This window comes from Marinomonas profundimaris, from assembly GCF_000508165.1.
Classification (GTDB): Bacteria; Pseudomonadota; Gammaproteobacteria; order Pseudomonadales; family Marinomonadaceae; genus Marinomonas; species Marinomonas profundimaris.
This window is the reverse complement of sequence record NZ_AYOZ01000009.1, coordinates 59,447-79,270: the sequence shown is the minus strand read 5'-3', so window position 1 is coordinate 79,270 and position 19,824 is coordinate 59,447. Positions and strand designations below refer to the sequence as shown.

At 43.9% G+C, this 19,824-nt stretch carries 13 protein-coding genes and 5 tRNA genes; 2 read left to right on the top strand and 16 right to left on the bottom strand.

Going from position 1 to position 19,824, the window contains the following annotated elements:
• Nucleotides 1-46: 46 nt before the first annotated feature.
• The 3 genes from D104_RS25510 to D104_RS0118755 are packed head-to-tail and all read right to left on the bottom strand — an operon-like array spanning nucleotide 47 to nucleotide 3,327.
• Nucleotides 47-1,219: a sodium ion-translocating decarboxylase subunit beta gene (locus D104_RS25510; protein WP_024023483.1), complete on the bottom strand. Its 1,173-nt coding sequence runs from the start codon at nucleotides 1,217-1,219 to the stop codon at nucleotides 47-49.
• Nucleotides 1,220-1,237: 18 nt separating this feature from the next.
• Nucleotides 1,238-3,031 carry a sodium-extruding oxaloacetate decarboxylase subunit alpha gene (gene oadA, locus D104_RS25505; RefSeq protein ID WP_024023482.1) on the bottom strand — a complete coding sequence of 598 codons (1,794 nt, stop codon included), beginning with the start codon at nucleotides 3,029-3,031 and terminating at the stop codon, nucleotides 1,238-1,240.
• A 44-nt stretch (nucleotides 3,032-3,075) separates the two neighbouring features.
• On the bottom strand, nucleotides 3,076-3,327 hold the full coding sequence (locus tag D104_RS0118755) for an OadG family protein (RefSeq protein WP_031214661.1): 252 nt from the start codon (nucleotides 3,325-3,327) through the stop codon (nucleotides 3,076-3,078).
• 240 nt (nucleotides 3,328-3,567) lie between these two features.
• Between D104_RS0118755 and D104_RS25500 the strand changes: the two genes are divergently transcribed.
• The gene (locus tag D104_RS25500; protein ID WP_235075907.1) at nucleotides 3,568-4,485 is read left to right on the top strand and encodes a tRNA dihydrouridine synthase; all 918 of its coding nucleotides are present in this window, start codon (nucleotides 3,568-3,570) and stop codon (nucleotides 4,483-4,485) included.
• A 551-nt stretch (nucleotides 4,486-5,036) separates the two neighbouring features.
• On the opposite strand, the gene D104_RS25495 is transcribed toward D104_RS25500, so the two are convergent.
• From D104_RS25495 to D104_RS25445, 10 genes are all read right to left on the bottom strand, one after another.
• A tRNA-Arg gene (locus tag D104_RS25495) sits at nucleotides 5,037-5,113 on the bottom strand.
• Nucleotides 5,114-5,174: 61 nt separating this feature from the next.
• Nucleotides 5,175-5,251: transfer RNA gene (locus D104_RS25490), tRNA-Arg, on the bottom strand.
• 61 nt (nucleotides 5,252-5,312) lie between these two features.
• Nucleotides 5,313-5,389, bottom strand: a tRNA-Arg gene (locus tag D104_RS25485).
• Between the two features lie 195 nt (nucleotides 5,390-5,584).
• Nucleotides 5,585-5,661: transfer RNA gene (locus tag D104_RS25475), tRNA-Arg, on the bottom strand.
• Between the two features lie 62 nt (nucleotides 5,662-5,723).
• A tRNA-Ser gene (locus tag D104_RS25470) sits at nucleotides 5,724-5,813 on the bottom strand.
• Between the two features lie 69 nt (nucleotides 5,814-5,882).
• The gene (gene csrA, locus D104_RS25465) at nucleotides 5,883-6,071 is read right to left on the bottom strand and encodes a carbon storage regulator CsrA (RefSeq protein ID WP_024023479.1); all 189 of its coding nucleotides are present in this window, start codon (nucleotides 6,069-6,071) and stop codon (nucleotides 5,883-5,885) included.
• Nucleotides 6,072-6,214: 143 nt separating this feature from the next.
• The gene (locus tag D104_RS25460; protein ID WP_031214656.1) at nucleotides 6,215-7,456 is read right to left on the bottom strand and encodes an aspartate kinase; all 1,242 of its coding nucleotides are present in this window, start codon (nucleotides 7,454-7,456) and stop codon (nucleotides 6,215-6,217) included.
• A 45-nt stretch (nucleotides 7,457-7,501) separates the two neighbouring features.
• Nucleotides 7,502-10,120 carry an alanine--tRNA ligase gene (gene alaS, locus D104_RS25455; RefSeq protein WP_024023477.1) on the bottom strand — a complete coding sequence of 873 codons (2,619 nt, stop codon included), beginning with the start codon at nucleotides 10,118-10,120 and terminating at the stop codon, nucleotides 7,502-7,504.
• Between the two features lie 210 nt (nucleotides 10,121-10,330).
• Nucleotides 10,331-11,431, bottom strand: a complete 1,101-nt coding sequence (alr, locus tag D104_RS25450) for an alanine racemase (protein WP_024023476.1) — start codon at nucleotides 11,429-11,431, stop codon at nucleotides 10,331-10,333.
• 9 nt (nucleotides 11,432-11,440) lie between these two features.
• Nucleotides 11,441-12,697: a D-amino acid dehydrogenase gene (locus D104_RS25445; protein WP_024023475.1), complete on the bottom strand. Its 1,257-nt coding sequence runs from the start codon at nucleotides 12,695-12,697 to the stop codon at nucleotides 11,441-11,443.
• A 196-nt stretch (nucleotides 12,698-12,893) separates the two neighbouring features.
• Between D104_RS25445 and D104_RS25440 the strand changes: the two genes are divergently transcribed.
• A complete protein-coding gene (locus D104_RS25440; RefSeq protein WP_024023474.1) occupies nucleotides 12,894-13,349 on the top strand; it encodes a regulatory protein RecX in 456 nt (151 codons plus the stop codon).
• A gap of 49 nt (nucleotides 13,350-13,398) precedes the next feature.
• Here D104_RS25440 and D104_RS25435 read toward each other — a convergent pair whose 3' ends face one another.
• The 3 genes from D104_RS25435 to D104_RS25425 form a co-directional block, all read right to left on the bottom strand.
• Nucleotides 13,399-14,988 (bottom strand): coiled-coil domain-containing protein, encoded by a 1,590-nt coding sequence (locus D104_RS25435; protein WP_024023473.1) that lies wholly within the window; start codon nucleotides 14,986-14,988, stop codon nucleotides 13,399-13,401.
• A gap of 250 nt (nucleotides 14,989-15,238) precedes the next feature.
• Nucleotides 15,239-18,457, bottom strand: coding sequence for an efflux RND transporter permease subunit (locus tag D104_RS25430; protein ID WP_024023472.1), 3,219 nt, complete (start codon nucleotides 18,455-18,457; stop codon nucleotides 15,239-15,241).
• On the bottom strand, nucleotides 18,454-19,635 hold the full coding sequence (locus D104_RS25425; protein WP_024023471.1) for an efflux RND transporter periplasmic adaptor subunit: 1,182 nt from the start codon (nucleotides 19,633-19,635) through the stop codon (nucleotides 18,454-18,456). Before D104_RS25425 ends, D104_RS25430 begins: the two co-directional genes overlap by 4 nt.
• Nucleotides 19,636-19,824 lie beyond the last annotated feature (189 nt).

The following is a 19,824-nucleotide window of genomic DNA, read 5'->3' as shown; positions in this document are numbered from 1 at the left end:
TAACAAAAAAGGCGCCGAAGCGCCCTTTTCATGAAACAACAACCCTTTAACCACCCACATAACTAAGCATAACACCAGCCGCTACTGCAGAACCAATAACACCCGCTACATTTGGCCCCATCGCGTGCATTAATAAGAAGTTTTGCTTATTCGCCTCAAGGCCCACTTTATTAGCTACCCGAGCAGCCATTGGAACCGCCGATACACCGGCCGCACCGATCAATGGATTGATAGCCTCAGTGGAAAAGCGATTCATCAGTTTCGCCATCAATATACCCGCCGCCGTACCAATGGAGAAGGCAATCAATCCTAAGCTCAATATACCTAACGTTTCTAGATTCAAGAACGCTTCTGAACTTAACTTCGAACCAACCCCCAAACCAAGAAAGACAGTCACAATATTAATCAAAGCATTTTGCGCAGTATCACTCAAACGATCAACAACACCACACTCTCGCATTAAATTACCAAAACAGAACATACCAAGAAGAGGCGCTGCCGAAGGCAAGAACATAGCAACAAGGATGATAACAACGATAGGAAAAACAATTTTTTCTTTTTTAGTCACTGGTCGCAACTGCACCATCTTAATAGAGCGCTCTTCTTTTGATGTCAGCGCACGCATAATAGGTGGCTGAATAAGAGGAACCAGCGCCATATAAGAATAGGCCGCCACCGCAATCGCACCCAATAAGTCAGGCGCCAATCGACTAGCAACAAAAATCGCCGTTGGACCATCAGCACCACCAATGATACCTATTGCCGCAGCATCCGCTAAAGTAAAGTCCATTATTCCAGACGCACCCAGCAAAACTGCACCAATAACCGTGGCAAAAATACCGAATTGCGCTGCGGCACCTAACAGTAATGTTTTTGGGTTAGCCAACATAGGACCAAAGTCCGTCATCGCACCAACGCCCATGAAAATAATGAGAGGAAATAAACCTGTCTCAATACCTCCATGATAAATATAGTACTGAAGACCACCAGGCGACGTCATATGGCCTGCCGCATCATAAATAGGCTCCGCCATAAAACCAGCGCCCGGAATATTAACCAAGACAGCCCCAATACCAATTGGCAAAAGCAGCAACGGCTCAAAACCTTTCTTGATCGCCAGATAAACAAGCAGCAAGCCAACACAAATCATTGCGAACTGGCCAAATTCAAGCTGATAAATTCCCGTATCGTGGTACAGGTTTAGTAATTTATTTTCCATTTTTCACACTTTCCCAGACTACAAAGTAAGAAGAGATTGACCCACTTGCACCGAGTCACCTTCTTTCACATTAATGGAACCCACCACACCAGACTTAGGCGCTGAAATTTCAGTTTCCATTTTCATGGCCTCCAAAATAATGACCGTTTCACCTTCTTCAACCTGCTGCCCTGGAGATACTAAAACTTTAAAAATATTACCTGCCAGCGGAGAAGGAACATTTTCACCCGACACAGCGGCAGGCACAGCTACTTGAGCCGGAGGACTTACCGCAGCAGACGTCGGCTGAATATCACTAATGTCTCCACCCTCAGACACCTGAACCACAAAACTCTGACCAGAAACAGAAACAGTGTAAACACTTGCACCAGATACAGGCTCAGAGACAAATTGATCTACAGGAACTATATCATTCGCTGTTGGCACAGGCTCAAACGCGCTCGCATCACCACGATTTTGTAAAAACTTCAGACCTATTTGCGGGAACAAAGCATAAGTCAGCACATCATCAATTTGATCATCCGCCAACTCGATATTCTTCTCGCGCGACAAGCTAAGCAACTCTTCAGTCAACTTATCCATTTCTGGAGACAATAAATCCGCCGGCCGACAAGTAATAGCATCAGCGCCATCCAACACCCTAGCCTGAAGCTCTTTATTGAATTCTGCTGGCGCTGCACCATACTCACCTTTTAGGATGCCTGCCGTCTCTTTGGAGATAGACTTATAACGCTCGCCCGTTAAGACATTTAACACCGCTTGAGTACCAACAATCTGAGATGTTGGTGTTACCAATGGAATTAACCCTAAGTCTTCACGGACTTTTGGTATCTCCTTCAACACCTCATCGAATTTATCTGCCGCCCCCTGCTCTTTCAACTGACTCTCCATATTCGTCAACATACCGCCCGGCACCTGAGCAATAAGAATTCGTGAATCGGTCCCGCGTAAAGAGCCTTCAAATTTTGCGTATTTCTTTCTCACCTCACGGAAGTATGCAGCAATTTCTTCCAATAAAGCCAAATCCAACCCTGTATCACGATCTGTACCTTGCAATGCTGCAACAACAGATTCTGTCGCACTGTGACCGTACGTCATCGACATAGAAGAGATGGCCGTATCAACACGATCAATACCCGCCTCGATGGCTTTCAAAATCGTCATATCTGACAAACCAGACGTGGCATGCGCGTGCAACTGAACTTCTAGTTGCGTCTGCGCCTTTAGCAAACTAACCAACTCAAACGCATCATATGGCGTAAGAATGCCCGACATATCTTTAATGGCGATGGAATCCGCCCCCATATCTTCAAGCGTCTTCGCGTAATCAACCCAATTCTGAGTGGTATGAACTCGACTCTTCGTATAAGAAATCGTACCTTGAGCATGCTTGCCTTGCTGCTTAACCGCCTTGATCGCCGTTTCTAAATTGCGAGGGTCATTCATCGCATCAAAAATCCGGAAAACATCAACACCATTAAAAGCCGCACGCTCAACAAACTTATTAACTACATCATCGGCGTAATGGCGGTAACCCAAAAGATTTTGTCCACGCAACAACATCTGCTGTGGGGTTTTCGGCATCGCCTTCTTTAATTCACGAATACGCTCCCACGGATCTTCACCGATAAAGCGAATACAGGAGTCAAATGTCGCCCCACCCCACGATTCAAGTGACCAGAAGCCAACTTGATCAAGCTTTTCAGCGATTGGAAGCATATCGTCAATACGCATACGCGTCGCAAACAAGGATTGATGAGCATCACGCAAAACCACATCGGTAATGCCTAGAGGTTGCTTTGTTATTGTCATGTTTCAGCCTCAAAGAAATTTAATAAATTTAAGAAATTAGGAAGTTAAGAGTTTTTATTGTTTCTGTGTTGATGCACTGCCGCAGTAATCACTGCAGTCAACTGCGCATCCACACCAGACGAATCAGGAGCACTAGCTACAGGTCGCGCCGTGACAACAGGCAACACTTCAGGGAAAAAGTGATTCAACAAACGAGACATATAACCCGTCGCAAAAATCAAAATAACCAGAAAAAGGAAAACAAACCCCATCCCCAATACCATTAACCCCAAACCATCTTCAAATAACCCGCTCATAGCATCAATACCTTTGCTTTCAACTTGTTTGTGGTGCTTGGATGTGCTCAGATGCACAACAAATAGCAACATTAATTTTTAAGTGGTTAGATTTTTACCACAAACCAGAACAGTTTCATATTTTTATTGCATAACAGTTAGACTTATTTCGTGAACAATTCCCCAAAAGCACCCCAAATTTTGAAAAAAAACCACACAGATAATCAGATTATACTCGCAGTCGCCCCCATGGAAGGTGTCATGGATCACACCATGCGGGAACTGCTTTCACAGATCGGCGGCATGGACTACCTAGTATCAGAATTCGTTCGAGTGACTCAATACTCAATACCAGCAACAACATTTAAGCGCCTTGTCCCTGAAAACAAAAACAAAGCACAAACCGCATACCATCACCCAGTTCATACTCAACTCCTAGGAAGTAACGCCGAGCTCATGGCAGAGAGCGCTTTTAACGCCGTCAAGGCAGGTGCCACTCACATAGACGTTAATTTTGGCTGCCCTGCAAAACGCGTCAACGGCCACGGCGGCGGCTCGATATTATTACAATCCCCAAACACGCTTTACGACATCATGCACGCCATTCGACACGCAGTACCTACAAGCGTCACTGTCTCTGCAAAAATACGCTTGGGGTATGAAGATGAAGCACTACTTTTTGATAATGTCGCCGCCATCGAAGACGCTGGTACCAGCAAACTAACCATACACGGTAGAACCAAAAAAGATGGTTATAAGCCACCCGCTCGCTGGGAAAAAATTGGAGAGATAAAAGACAGAACAAAAATGATTGTAGTGGCAAATGGCGACATCATAGACGCCGCATCACTACTCAAGTGCCAAGCGATCACTGGCTGCCATCACTTTATGATAGGCAGAGGCTCGCTAAACAACCCATTTATTTATCAAGACTTGCGAGAGGCAATGAAAGGAAACGCAGTAGAAAACCATCTAAACGATCTACCCGCACTCTTTACAGGCTACACAAAAAGCCTACAAGAAGACTATGACGAGGTGGCAACACTAGGACGATTAAAACAATGGTGCGGTCATTTACGCTTTGAATTCGACATCATAAAAGAAAACCTACAAACACTCAGACGCTGCACAAGCGTAAATGAACTCTCTGAAATTATGACAAAAATAACGCAAAAGTAGAAAAGTAGAAAAGTAGAAAAGTAGAAAAGTAGAAAAGTAGAAAAGTAGAAAAGTAGAAAAGTAGAAAAGTAGAAAAGTAGAAAAGTAGAAAAGTAGAAAAGTAGAAAAGTAGAAAAGTAGAAAAGTAGAAAAGTAGAAAAGTAGAAAAGTAGAAAAGTAGAAAAGTAGAAAAGTAGAAAAGTAGAAAAGTAGAAAAGTAGAAAAGTAGAAAAGTAGAAAAGTAGAAAAGTAGAAAAGTAGAAAAGTAGAAAAGTAGAAAAGTAGAAAAGTAGAAAAGTAGAAAAGTAGAAAAGTAGAAAAGTAGAAAAGTAGAAAAGTAGAAAAGTAGAAAAGTAGAAAAGTAGAAAAGTAGAAAAGTAGAAAAGTAGAAAAGTAGAAAAGTAGAAAAGTAGAAAAGTAGAAAAGTAGAAAAGTAGAAAAGTAGAAAAGTAGAAAAGTAGAAAAGTAGAAAAGTAGAAAAGTAGAAAAGTAGAAAAGTAGAAAAGTAGAAAAGTAGAAAAGTAGAATTTACAGATTTGATCTTAGGAATAACAAGAAAGGAGAAAATGAAATGGTGCACCCGAGAGGATTCGAACCTCTGAACGCTCGGTTCGTAGCCGAGTACGCTATCCAGCTGAGCTACGGGTGCATAGCAATATTTCTTATCGAAAACTTTCAAAGTGGATAGCTTCAAAAATTCTTTTAAACAATGGTGCACCCGAGAGGATTCGAACCTCTGACCGCTCGGTTCGTAGCCGAGTACTCTATCCAGCTGAGCGACGGGTGCATAGCAATATTTCTTATCGAAAACTTTCAACGTGGCTCGCTTCAACAATTCTTTTAAACAATGGTGCACCCGAGAGGATTCGAACCTCTGACCGCTCGGTTCGTAGCCGAGTACTCTATCCAGCTGAGCTACGGGTGCATAGCAATGTTTCTTAACTAAGAATTTTAAAGTGTATATCTTTAAAATAATTTTTGGAATGGTTCACCCGAGAGGATTCGAACCTCTGACCGCTCGGTTCGTAGCCGAGCACTCTATCCAGCTGAGCTACGGGTGCATAGCAATGTTTCTTAACTAAGAATTTTAAAGTGGATAGCTTTAAAATAATTTTTGGAATGGTGCACCCGAGAGGATTCGAACCTCTGACCGCTCGGTTCGTAGCCGAGTACTCTATCCAGCTGAGCTACGGGTGCACTACAACAATTCCAGTCTTTTTTACTCAGAGAGGATAGCCTCTGATAAAGACATACTTGAATGGCGGAGAGTGAGGGATTCGAACCCTCGATGAGTTTCACCCCATACTCCCTTAGCAGGGGAGCGCCTTCGGCCACTCGGCCAACTCTCCAAACAAGTGCGGCGTAGTATATACTGCTAAAACGCCATGTAAAGACCTTTTGAGATTTTTTTTTAAAAATTAATCTTCTGAGTCTTGGCCATCTTGCTCTTGCTGAATGCGAAGATATATTTCTTCACGGTGAACAGATACATCTTTAGGCGCATTTATACCAATACGCACTTGATTCCCTTTTACACCTAATACAGTGACAGAAACTTCATCACCAACCATTAAAGTTTCACCGACACGACGAGTCAGAATAAGCATAATTTTTTCTCCCTGCAATCACTTCAAATCATTATATAGATGAATTGCCCTATAAATCATGTAGGGCAATTCCTACAAAAACAATTGTAGCCGCTCAATCAGAATTAAACCATCCATAACGACAAGCTTTATGTATCCAAATGTTACGCTTCTCGAACACCAGGCGCCGTATCACTCAATTTGAATGCTGAATGCAACGCACGAACCGCCAATTCCATATACTTCTCATCAATAATCACAGACACCTTAATTTCAGATGTTGAGATTAACTGTATATTAATTGACTCTGCCGCTAGCGCTCTAAACATACTACTGGCAACACCGGCATGCGACCGCATACCCACACCGACAATAGATACCTTGGCAATTTTAGCGTCTGAAAGCACCGCAACGGCACCCAGCTCTTTCGCGATACTATTTAGTGTGGCTAACGCCTGATCATATTCATTACGATGTACGGTAAAAGTAAAGTCAGTCGTGCCATCCACAGATACGTTTTGGACAATCATATCCACTTCGATGTTTGCATCACTAATAGGACCAAGAATACGAGAAGCAATGCCTGGAATGTCAGGAACCCCTTTTAGCGTTAACTTCGCTTCGTCTCTATTGAACGCAATCCCAGAAACCGCTGGCTGCTCCATACCTTTACTCCCCTCAGTTGTTATCAACGTACCTTCACCTTCCACAAAACTAGACAGCACCCTAAGCGGCACTTGATACTTACCCGCAAACTCCACAGCACGAATCTGCAACACCTTAGAACCAAGACTGGCCATTTCGAGCATTTCTTCAAAGGTGATCTTATCCAAGCGGCGTGCGCTGTCTACCACACGAGGATCCGTCGTATACACGCCATCCACATCCGTATAGATCTGACACTCATCCGCCTTCAAAGCAGCTGCCAAGGCAACACCTGTCGTATCTGAACCACCACGACCTAATGTCGTAATGTTGCCAAACTCGTCAGCACCCTGAAAGCCCGCCGCAACCACGACACGCCCAGCGTCTAAATCGGCTTGCATCGCTTCCGTATCAATTTTTTGTATTCTCGCCTTACCATGCGCGTTGTCAGTCGTAATTCGGATCTGCGAACCGGTATAAGAGCGAGCGTCAAGACCACGCTTCATCAGCGCCATAGACAAAAGCGCAATCGTAACCTGCTCTCCCGTCGATAAAAGCACATCCATTTCGCGAGCACTTGGTGAAGCATTAATGCTTTTCGCAAGCTCAATCAATCGATTGGTTTCACCACTCATCGCCGAAACAACCACGACAATGTCATCGCCTTGCTGTTTATGCTTATAGACCCTATCCGCAACTGCCTCGATACGTTCTGCTGTTCCTACCGAGGTTCCGCCGTATTTTTGAACTAACAACGCCATAATCTTTCTATTACCTACATCAAAGCTCACATCGAGCAGATCCACTTAGACTCGTTCAGCAACCCAGTCAGGCACCAATGCAAGCGCGCCAGACAAACCATCAGGATTATTGCCACCTGCTTGAGCCATATCTGGGCGACCACCACCTTTACCGTCTACTAAAGGCGCCACCATTTTAATAAGGTCACCCGCTTTCACTTTCTTCGTTAATTCTTTCGTGACGCCAGCAATCAGGCTCACCTTGCCATCATTGACCGCTGCCAATAAGATAACAGCGGACTCAAGAGAGCTCTTCAACTCATCCAGCAAATCACGCAACTCTTTCGGGTCAGCCACTTCAACCTGAGCAACCAGCAATTTACCACCTTCAATCGCAACCGCTTGAGACGCCAAATCCGCCCCCGCCAACGCCGCCATTTTACCTTTCAGTAAATCCAGCTCTTTTTGCAGGCTGCGGGCATGTTCATTCAAGGCAACCACTTTGTCGAACGCATTTTCTTTATTGCCTTTAACCAAGCCTGCCACGTTACTTAATAGCGACTCAGTGTGACGAGTACTGTCAATGGCCGCCTTACCAGTGAGCGCTTCGATTCGACGAACACCAGCCGCAATACCACTTTCTGTAATAATCTTAAACAGACCAATATCACCCGTGCGCTTAACGTGCGTACCGCCACAAAGCTCAATAGAGTAATCCGCACCCATGGTCAACACGCGCACTTCGCTATCATATTTTTCGCCGAACAACGCCATCGCGCCTTTTTCTTTGGCAGACTCAACGTCCATGATGTCAGTTTCGACAGGGCGATTCAGACGAATCTGTTCATTCACCATGTCTTCAATTTGCTCAATTTCAACGGCCGTAACGCCTTCAAAATGAGAGAAGTCGAAACGCAAACGTTCAGGATCAACCAAGGATCCTTTTTGCGTCACATGATCCCCCAGAATACGACGCAATGCTTCATGCATTAGATGTGTCGCAGAATGATTCAACGTTGTTGCCATACGCATCGTGCGATCAACTTCACCAGTTAGCACATCGCCAACCGATAAACGGCCTTCTTTTAATTCACCTTGATGCAAATGCGCTTTCGCTTGTTTCGTTGTATTGGCCACTTTGAATGCACCCGCACCACGCAACCAACCTTTGTCGCCGACTTGTCCGCCAGACTCGCCATAAAAAGGCGTACTTTTTAAAACAACCGCTGCAAACTGGCCCGCTTCAATGGAATCGACGGAAACACCATCCACAAGAATGGTTTCCACTTCACATTGACCGGCCAAGTTATCGTAACCGGTAAACTCGGTGACACTGTCAAGCGTTACACTGCCAGACATGTCCATAGAGAAGTTACTAGCAGAACGCGCGCGCGCGCGCTGCGCATCCATTGCCACTTCAAAACCCGCCTCGTCAATTTCAAGATTATTTTCACGAGCAACGTCATTGGTTAAATCGGCAGGGAAGCCAAACGTGTCATACAACTTAAAAACGGTTTCACCTGGAATGATTTTTTTATCGCCCAGCTGTGAAATCGCCTCTTCGAGAATCTTCATACCTTGATCAAGCGTCTTCGCAAACTGCTCTTCTTCTTTCAGTAGAATAGACGCGACACGGTCTTTGAGCTTGCGTAATTCTGGATAGGCATCGCCCATTTCAAGATCCAGCGCTTCCACCAATTTATGGAAGAAAACACCTTTTTGCCCCAATTTATTGCCATGACGAACCGCTCGACGAATAATACGACGCAAGACATAACCGCGACCTTCATTGGAAGGAATAACACCATCCACAATCATGAAGGAACAAGAACGAATATGATCGGCAATAACACGCAATGACTGAGCACTTAAATCGTCCGTACCCACTAGTTTAGCCGCGGCTTTGATTAGGTTTTGGAACAAGTCAATTTCATAGTTACTGTGAACGCCTTGTAAAATAGCAGCAATACGCTCAAGGCCCATCCCCGTATCAACAGATGGCTTAGGCAATGGCGCCATCGTGCCATCCGCAGAACGGTTGAACTGCATGAAAACCACGTTCCAAATTTCGATAAAGCGATCACCGTCCTCTTCTGGAGAACCAGGAGGCCCACCCCAAATATGTTCGCCATGATCGTAAAACACTTCAGAACAAGGACCACAAGGACCAGTATCCCCCATCGCCCAGAAGTTATCAGACTGAAAACGTCCACCTTTGTTATCACCAATTCGAATGATTTTTTCTTTTGGCACACCAATCATGTCATGCCAAAAATCAAACGCTTCGTCGTCATCTGCATACACAGTGACCAAAAGTTTTTCTTTTGGTAGTTTCAATACAACCGTTAAAAATTCCCACGCGTACGTGATCGCTTCTTTTTTGAAGTAATCACCAAAACTAAAGTTACCCAACATTTCGAAGAAGGTGTGATGACGCGCTGTATAACCTACATTTTCAAGGTCATTGTGCTTGCCGCCCGCTCGAACACAACGCTGAGAGCTGGTCGCGCGCGTATATGGACGCTGATCCTCACCCAGAAACACATCCTTAAACTGAACCATACCGGCGTTTGTAAACAATAAGGTTGGATCATTACCAGGAATAAGAGAGCTAGATTCAACAATCTGATGCTGCTTACTTTCGAAATACGATAAAAATGACTGGCGTAACTCGGAACTCTTCATAATAAGGTGCGTCTCTATCTCTATTTGTCAGGACGAATTGGATTGCGTGAATGGCATATTAACAAGAGCCGATTCTGTGCAACGAAAAGCACAAAATAGTACACGCAAAGGATAGGTGTTTTCAAAAGAAACCGTAGGAATTTAGAGGTTATTTTGTGCAATTCTTAAACTAAAGCCTCTTTTGCAGAAGAATCGAGGCTTTGGTGGGCATTAGGATTTGATTTCACTCACCGTATGGTAGTGATAATGAGGCCGAGTGGTCATTCTGGTCACCAACTCATAACCTATGGTACTGGCATAATCTGCGACGTTTTCAACGGGAACGTTTCCACCCCAGAGCACGACCTCTTGGCCGATGTCAAAAGATTCACTTGCATCAGCAAACCTGACGGTAATCATGTCCATCGAGACTCGACCTGCCAACGCTGCGGGCAAACCATTTACCTCTAATGGCGCACCACTTTGAGTATGGCGAGCATAACCATCACCATACCCCACAGCTACTGTAGCCAATTGATGATCCTCAAGCGCCTCATAGGACAAACCGTATCCCACTTTTTCGCCTTTTTTCAGCGAACGCACAGAAATCACTTTAGAGGACAAGGTCATTGCCGGGACTAAACCCAACTGTTGACCCGTTATGCCAACAAAAGGTGAGATGCCATACAACATAATGCCCGGCCGAATCCAACCACCTTCGGGGATGGCCCATTTCATGATGGCCGCTGAGTTAGCCACACTGGCCTCTATCGAACCAATCTGGTGACGGGTACGCTCGAAGTAAGTCAGCTGCTCCATTGTCGAGATGTCAGATAAATCATCCGCACAAGAAAAATGTGTCATCAACAACACTTCCCCGACTTGATTGCTGTTTCTTAGCTTTTCAACCAAGTCGCATGCGCCCGCTTTATCCGCGCCCAATCGACGCATACCAGAATCCAGCTTTACGAAGATTTTTTCTATTCTAGCACCGCTCGCCAACAACCAATCAAGCTGCGTTTTATTTTCGACAGCGGCCCAGAAACCATGCTGTTCGCACAATGCCCATTCGTTTGCTTCAAAAACACCTTCGAGTAACATCACAGGAGAGGTAATGCCAGCCTCACGCAGAGCCAACGCCTCTTCAATGGCAGCAACCGCGAACGCATCAGCCTCGTTATCAAGGTGTCGAGCCACTTCAATTGCTCCGTGCCCATAGGCATTACTCTTAACAACCGCAAACGCGTTACAGGTAGGCTGCAGTTTTTTGGCGTAACGATAATTCTGTAAAATAGCGTTTAAATCGATCGTTGCCGTTAGTGGCCTTGCCATTTCAAATCCTTATTTCTTATAACGTTCAACAGACAAATCACGAGAATCTATCTCTGTTTTATCACCAGCAATGATATCCGCAATCACCGCCGCAGAGCCACAACTCATTGTCCAGCCTAGCGTTCCGTGACCTGTATTCAAATACAAACCATCAATACCGCTTGCGCCAACCACCGGCGTACCATCTGGCGTCATTGGGCGTAAGCCTGTCCAATATTCAGCCTCAGCCAAATCACAACCCTTGCCGAACAAATCACTAACAACATGACTGATAGTTTCTGTGCGAGACTTTGGCAAATCCAAATTATAACCTGTCAACTCAGCAGTTCCTGCGGCACGGATACGATCACCAAGGCGCGTAACGGCGACTTTATACGTCTCATCCATCACGGTAGACACAGGCGCATAAGCGGCATCAGAAATTGGAACCGTCAAAGAGTAGCCTTTCACTGGATAGACAGGAATGTCAATGTCACAGGCCTTAACAAGCGCTTTCGAATAGCTTCCTAAGCAGACCAAAACCTTATCAAATTCTTGCAAGCCCAACTCTGTCACCACGCCTTTTATCTTGTTCGACGTGCTACTCAAAGATTGAATGTCCGAATTAAACTGAAAGGTCACACCCAACTCTTCGCAGGTGTCTTTGAGCGATTGACAGAACAAATAACAATCACCCGTTTCATCACCCGTTAACCTCAGGCCACCTTTGAATTTTTCAATCACTGGACGAAGGCCCGGCTCAACCTCAACAATTTGTTCAGGCGTTAATACTTGATGGGGCACACCAAGCGCCTTCAAAACCTTTATATCCTTTTCAGCAGCATCCACTTGTTCCAGCGTTCTAAACACCTGAAGCGTTCCACCTTGTCCATCTTGATACTGGATACCGATGTCTTTTCTGAGCGCAACAAACTGATCTCGACTGTATTCCGCCAGCGCCATCATTCTGGATTTATTCACGCTGTAGGCATCATTTGTGCACTGGCCGAGCATCTTGATCATCCAGCCAATTTTCTTCAACTCTGGCTCTGGGCTGATTCTCAATGGCGCATGCTTTTGCATCAACCATTTAATTGCCTTTAATGGAATGCCGGGAGCAGCCCAAGGCGCCGAATAGCCAGGAGAAATCTGCCCTGCATTGGCAAAACTCGTCTCCAAAGCAACGCCTGGCTGACGATCAATAACCGTCACCTGAAACCCTTTTTTCGCCAAATAATACGCAGAAGTGAGGCCGACAACACCCGCCCCTAGAACGCAAATACGCATAAAAACACTCCAAATAAAGACAAAGTCATATCGCCTATATTTACACAAGATATGCAGTTTTATCATCCAATTAAATTACATAGAAAAGAATATAAAACTATAAAACAGAACAAAATAAGTCATAACAAATTAAATACGAAAGACCTCATCGGCCTGATAAAATACCTATATCACAGAGACCGACAGAGACAGCAACATGAAACACCAACAAATATCGATATTTGACCAAGCTTTGTACCTTCTAAGCCACAGAGAGCACAGCAAAAAAGAGCTAGTGAATAAGTTAAGTGCAAAAGGAAACGCTCAAGAAGAAATCAACTCAATCATCCTGCGTCTTGAGGACATGAATTATCTCAATGATGCGCGTTTTGCCGAAATTTTTGTACGTAGTAGAATAAGTAAGCCACTGGGGAAAAATAGAATTTTGCAGGAACTTATTCAAAAAGGCATCGGCAGCGAAGAAGCAAAACAAACCATTGCAGACGCAAATGCAGACTGGTTCGAACTAGCCAAACAACTGAAAGAAAGAAGATTTGGAGAAGAAACTTGTACGGACTATAAAGAAAAATCCAAACAATCACGTTACCTTCAATATCGTGGCTTTGACTTTGACCAAATAAAATACGCGCTCTCTCCAGAAGATAACGATTAGCGCATAGGGAATGAGCTCTCGCCCATATCGTAAAATTGGCTCAAAAAACTTACTGCTCGTCTTCCTTGGCCATTAATGCTGTCAAATAACGCCCCTCCATGTCGACGTAATTTTTTTGAACCGTCTCGATCTTCCCATCCAGCTCCTCTATTTTCTCTTGCAGCTTGGCAAATTCTTTCGCCTGGTCCTGACCGTCGGAAAGCTCGGCTTCTAGACGTTTTCGTTCTTCATCCAATTCATCATTAATTTCTTGGAGATTTTCTATTTCTTCTAAGTCTTTGCTCGCCAAAGCGTCAAGGTCCACATCATCATTCGCTTCTTCCGCCATAGGAGCATCTGGGTGAAGAAGTTTATATTCCAAACTTTCACGCAAGAGGCGCGCTTTATCCAAATCCTTCTCTAACATTTCAACATACAGCTCAGACTCATTCACCATCTGACGTAAAGAGCTTAATTTTGACGCTTGCTCACTGGCAAAAGCATCAGATTCTTCTGTAAATGAGCCTTGATGAAGCAAGTCTTCCATGTTTTTCATGGCGTTTCGCTCTTCATCAAACACCCCATAAATGTCCATTCCCTGCGGGACTGCGTCGCCTTGCTGATCCAGTATAGCCTTTTTCTTTTTCAGCTCTTCATCACGCTTAATCACATCAATATTCAGGTTGTATTTGATCGCTTGTAAGCTTTCCAACTTCCCCTCTAAGCGCTTCACTACTCGACTACTTTCTAATAATGTTTTTTCCAACCTAACAATATGAATGTCGTATTCGCCAATATGTTTCCCGTCCCCTTCATGACCAACTTTCACTTGGCGAACGTGTTCTTTTAAATCTTCAATGATGGTTTTCTGATAAGCAGCGAGCTGCTTCAGGTCGGCGACTTTGTCATCCAACTCCGAGCGAACAGAATTCAAGAAATCGGAGTCATCAGCATCACTCAAAAAGGCTTCAAGTGCATCGACATATTGGGCATTATCACCGTCTTCTTTAACTTCCGCTAAATGCGCTTTCAATCGCTCTGCAAACTCACACATGCTAGCCATTTCAGCCCTAAGCAACGCAAGTGCGCTGTCTAAATCCGCCTCTTTTGCCAATTCCGCATGAAGTTTATCCAGCTGCAAATTCAATTCAGACGTAATATTGACCTGTGCTGACACCTTGTCACTGGCCTTTTGAATAATTTTATTTAAGTCGCGTAATATTGATTGATTAATTTTTAATGCTTTTAACAGCTCATCAATTTCTTGAGCGTGATCAATTTTATCCAGAATACCTTTAAACGCATCCAGCCGGTCCAACACTTCTGCATTAGACAGAGACTGCTCAATGGCTTGGATTTCAACGTCTAAGAAAATGGACCAACACGATAACGCGGCTCTTCCCTGAAAATCAGATTTAGGCGATTCTTCCAGTAGTCGGGTGCAAATACTTCGCTGTTCCCCCAACAATACCAACCACTGCGCTCTTTCTTCTAACGATGCGTCATTCAAACCACCGTCTCGCCCAGTGGTTTTCTTATCCACTGACACGCCAGTATCAGAAGCCTGTTTTTTAAGCGAAAAATAACGCAACAACACAATTATCAAAATCGTCAAAAGCACGACGCTCGATGCAATAAGTCCCCATTGCCAAATCAACATACTATGGACTGTCCTATTTTCAATACAGAGGATAAAAATAAACCATCATAAAAGGATATAACGTAAGAAACTATCAAGCCTACATTTTTTAACACATTTAGAGTAATCAAAAAAATGCAGGCCCAATGAAGCAACCTGCCTTTCAAATACTTAAAACAACAAACTCTCATCTATTCGCATTATTGTTCAGCGGAATTTATACAACCTTTTTCAATGACAACGTAAAGTGTTAAAGAGAAAACAACCATAACTAGTCGAGGTTTTCCTTAAACCGCTGAGAGTCATCCGTTAATAAAAGATACAGGCACGGTACAATAACTAAAGACAAAATCGTTGACGTTACCAATCCAAAAATAATGGCATAACAAAGTGGTGCGTACATGGGGCTTCCTAATGCCAAAGGAATCAAGCCGACGACAGTCGTGATCGATGTTGTTAAAATAGGTCGAAGCCTCGCAGCCGCACCATCCGCTGCCGCTTCGGTTATTGAAACACCTTGCCTCAATAACTTATTCATCGTATCGATCATCACAATGCCATTATTTGCCACAATACCAATTAACGAAATCAGACCAATAACAGCAAAAAAGCTTAGCGACAATCCCGTCACCCAAAAACCAATAAACGTACCAATTAATGCCAATGGCATGGTTGCCATCAAAATCAGTCCCTGTTTGAAAGAATCAAACACGATGACAAGCACGCCGAATACCATAATCAGAGCAACCACCAACATTGCACCTGCAGAGCCAAAGGTTTCCGCGGTTTCTTTCACCTCACCATCCATGGACCAGGTATAACCAGCCGGCCAACGTTTACTGATATCGGCCAATAACGGCTCTAACTCGGCCGTGACTTCGTTTACATTACTGTTATTCAATTTAGATAAAACGGAAATCGAACGCACGCCGTCATGATGAATAATAGAAGCTGGGGTTTCAGAAATGGTTACATTTAACAAAGACGATAATGCTACGGTTTTACCTTCGGGAGTAAATGCTCTTACCATTGAAAATTCTTCTAACTCCGTCGGCCCTCCACCATTGCCAGCACGACTTTTCCAATTTAATCCTAATCGTATATCAAGATCGTCTTCGGAACCCAAAGTAGCAAAGGTGCCGATCACATCATTCGACAGAGCAAAGCGAATTTGTGACGCCAAATCTTGCTGACTCAGACCAAAAAAATCGGCCACCTCACGATTGGGTTTCAAAGAAATTTCTGCTTTCACACTGCCAAGATTATCACGTACATCCGCAGTGCCATTAACCCCTTTAAGCAACGACTGAACTTGAATCGAGAGTGTTTGAAGTTGCATCATATCTGGTCCGCTGATGGCTATAGAAATTGGGTCACCTGTACTTGGCCCGCTCGCCTCTCCAACCACCAATAATGTCGCACCCGCTACATTCTCATCCAAATAGTTTTTTAGCTCACTTCTAAGCTCATTCATCAAAACATAACTTGGCTTATCACGATTTTCTGGTTCAACAAAGGTGATCGAGAAGCCGATGAAATTTTCGGATTGTGAGGGTTCTAACGCCGAAAGAATCGATGCGGATGCCATTGGGCTTTTTCGCCCCACCAACTTAATAACGCTTTCAAAATAAGGCTTTTGTTGCAATATCCATCCCACTGAATCCGCTACTTTTTGGCTTTTTTCAAGGGTTGTTGCAGAAGGTAATTCAATATTAATACCCAGATTCAGCCCATCAGATAGAGGGTAAAGTTCCATAGGGATTCGGCTTGCCGCAAACATAGAAAGGACAAAAAGAAAAAATGCCCCTGCAACCCACATCCCTGCGCGTTTTGAATTCTTCAATGTTGTTTCCAAACTCCATGTTTTCACGGTACTGGACACGCTCGCCAGTATTCGATCGGCATGAGTTTCTTTAATTAATGACCCCTTTTTGGCTACGCTCTCTAAAAAATACCGAGACAATGGCACGCTCGCCAACAACGCCACAGCAAAAGCAACCACTAAACAAGCGATCGTTGTTATAGGTAAAACACGAACAAACTTTCCAGAGATCCCGCCAATGGCCATCAATGGCGCAAGCGCTAGAATTGTGGTGAGTTGACCAGCAAAAGCAGGCATACCATATTTTTCGATGGTGGCCAAAACCGCCTGACCAAAGGTTTTTTTATGTGTATAAATTTCTTCATGAAGCCCCTCCATCATTAGAATAAAGACATCAACCAACAAACCTAAGACGAGCACCATTCCAATAATAACGAGTTCATTAAGGCTGTATCCAAGCATCCAAATAACCACAAGTGCGCCGCAAAATGATAACGGTATTGATACTCCAGCAATAACACCTTCTCGCCATGTTAGGACAACAAACATAATAAGAAAAACCGCAAGCATGGCTTGCAGTCCATTAATAAAAACGTTGTAAAGTGAATCACGAATTTGGTCTGCTTCATTTTGAGTGATGGAGTACTTGATGTCTTTTGGCCAAAAGTAGCTGACCTGCCATTCTTCTAATGCTCGCTCTATGGATGCGGTTAGCTCTACCGTGTCGGCACCCGGTACCTTTTTAATACTTACATCAATCGTTTTACCAAATGGTCGACCATTTTCACTAAAAAAAGCACGCGTCTTCTCCGCTTCTAGTTGCCGAGTTATTTCGCCTAGTTCACCCAACCGAACTGGGCGGCCATTCCCACCGTGTCGAACAATAGGCAGGCTTTTCATATCTTCAACGCTTAAAAACTGCCCTTCTAAACGCATGACAGCACCAAACTTTTGGTTTTCAATCTCACCAAATGGCTGATTAAGATTCGCGACAGCAATCGCTTGACTGACTTTTGTCGGCGAAATCCCAAGTGCCAGCAAACGATCAGGTTCCAGTAAAATCTGGATATTTTCATCCCGAGCCCCACCAAGGCTTACTTCGTTCACACCACCGATGGTTTCAATCTGATCTTTAAGCGTATTCGCGAGATTGTTAAGAGCAACGTCGGAAGCATCTCCATATAAAGTCACCGTCATAATAGGGCTGTCGTCTACGGCAACCTGTTTAATATCAGGAACCTCTGCATCTTTAGGTAAGCTACTTTGTGCATCCGAGACAGCATCTCGTAAACGCTGCATCGCTTGGGTAGTATCTGAATCCGCTGTAAATTCCACAACAATAATGGAATACGAATCAAAGGACGCACTCGAGTATGTTTTCAACCCTTTTAACGTCGCGATTTCACCTTCGAGCTCCCGAGTAACTTGCTCTTCAATGGTTTGGGGGTCGGCACCTGGCCACAGAGTGGTAACCGTTGCATTAGGAATATCTAAGTCAGGTAAAGACTCCTTGGTGAGGCTACTGTAAGCAAAATAGCCGCCCGTCACTAACAACAGAGAAAATAACAAACCGAAGGTTGTTTTAAGAAAAAAGAAACGTGCTAATGGATGCGCACTTGCGACTTCTGAGCTTTCCTTTATTACATTATTATCACCTAAGCTACTCACGGCAACACCTCGGCTGCTTTGCCAGATGCTGGAGTATTAATAATGTAAACAAGATCGCCATCAGTCAGACGAGACCGACCTCCGGTGACGATGTAATCATCGAGCGAAAGGCCACTGACTAACTCTCGATTATCTTTGCCTATCAAGCCTAATGTAACAAAGGTTTTTGACACCAAATTTGTCTCTTTATCAATTTTAAAGACATACGGTTTATTATTTTCGAATCGAACACTGTCTATCGGTACGGTAAGCGCATTTTTCGCTACAGGTCCTGCAATCCAAGCTGAAAGATATTCACCATCGTGTAAGTTTTCCGCACCTTGAGTGCTACGTAACGCCACCGAAAATGTTCTCGTATTAGGGTCTATGGATGGACTTATCGAATATACATAACCTTCAATATAGCTTTGGCGATCTTGATCCGTAATGGATATTGATTGACTTCCCCCTTGCTGATAAACCACCTTAGAACCAACACTAAGCTGTTGGTAATAAAGTGATGGCATACTCACAGCAAGTTCAAATGATGAAGGATCAATAATCACAACTGGAACCGTGCTTAACGCACCAGCTTCATCGGTAAATTGAACTTGAGATGGTAAAAAATAATTACCTTGTTTTATGTTAAGTCGCGCAATGACGCCATCCATTGGTGAAATAATGCGCGACTCATCAGCGATAATTTTTGAATTCTGATATGCCACTTGAGCTTGCTGGAGCTTCACTTCCGCTTCGTCGAACTCTTGTTGGGATGTAAAGCCCTGTTCGCGTAATTTTTTAAAACGTGTGTATGTTTTTTGCGCAAGATCTAAATTCGCTTTTGCATCCCGAACAGATGCATGAGAAAGCATTTTTTCCTGACCAGTACCATTTTCAAGCAGACTGTTTTTTTCTTGATAGGCAATTAATTGACCTTTAAAAACCCGATCCCCTTCTTTTACATTTGGGTCCACATAGATTATTCGCCCAGCACTCTCAAAACTTAGAAACTCCCGTTTTATCGCAAGAACGGTGCCTTCACCAAACAACCATGTCTGAACGTCTGAACGCACTACTTTTTCCGCATTCACACTCACTTTAATAGGTGCGGGTCGAGAAATATCATCGGTGTCGTTTTGGTCACAAGCTACTACTGAAACTACAGCCACCATCCCCACTAAAATCACATTCATGTTCATAGGTAATGCCTCATTCATTTATTACAGTTAAACACGATTCCTTGAATTCTAACCGCCAACGATGAAAAGCAATGCAAGTGCCAAATTCCATTTACACAGTATTTCCATGTAGTAATGAATTTCTATACTACGTGTTTATATTTCATTCCTATAGCCTCAATTTGAGAATATCGCTTATTGTCTTTCCAA

Excerpts from the sequence above, each read along its gene's own strand:
- D104_RS25510 (WP_024023483.1), bottom strand. The coding sequence starts at position 1,219 with ATGGAAAATAAATTACTAAACCTGTACCACGATACGGGAATTTATCAG.
- oadA (WP_024023482.1), bottom strand. The coding sequence starts at position 3,031 with ATGACAATAACAAAGCAACCTCTAGGCATTACCGATGTGGTTTTGCGT.
- D104_RS0118755 (WP_031214661.1), bottom strand. The coding sequence starts at position 3,327 with ATGAGCGGGTTATTTGAAGATGGTTTGGGGTTAATGGTATTGGGGATG.
- D104_RS25500 (WP_235075907.1), top strand. The coding sequence starts at position 3,568 with ATGGATCACACCATGCGGGAACTGCTTTCACAGATCGGCGGCATGGAC.
- csrA (WP_024023479.1), bottom strand. The coding sequence starts at position 6,071 with ATGCTTATTCTGACTCGTCGTGTCGGTGAAACTTTAATGGTTGGTGAT.
- D104_RS25460 (WP_031214656.1), bottom strand. The coding sequence starts at position 7,456 with ATGGCGTTGTTAGTTCAAAAATACGGCGGAACCTCGGTAGGAACAGCA.
- alaS (WP_024023477.1), bottom strand. The coding sequence starts at position 10,120 with ATGAAGAGTTCCGAGTTACGCCAGTCATTTTTATCGTATTTCGAAAGT.
- alr (WP_024023476.1), bottom strand. The coding sequence starts at position 11,431 with ATGGCAAGGCCACTAACGGCAACGATCGATTTAAACGCTATTTTACAG.
- D104_RS25445 (WP_024023475.1), bottom strand. The coding sequence starts at position 12,697 with ATGCGTATTTGCGTTCTAGGGGCGGGTGTTGTCGGCCTCACTTCTGCG.
- D104_RS25440 (WP_024023474.1), top strand. The coding sequence starts at position 12,894 with ATGAAACACCAACAAATATCGATATTTGACCAAGCTTTGTACCTTCTA.
- D104_RS25435 (WP_024023473.1), bottom strand. The coding sequence starts at position 14,988 with ATGTTGATTTGGCAATGGGGACTTATTGCATCGAGCGTCGTGCTTTTG.
- D104_RS25425 (WP_024023471.1), bottom strand. The coding sequence starts at position 19,635 with ATGAACATGAATGTGATTTTAGTGGGGATGGTGGCTGTAGTTTCAGTA.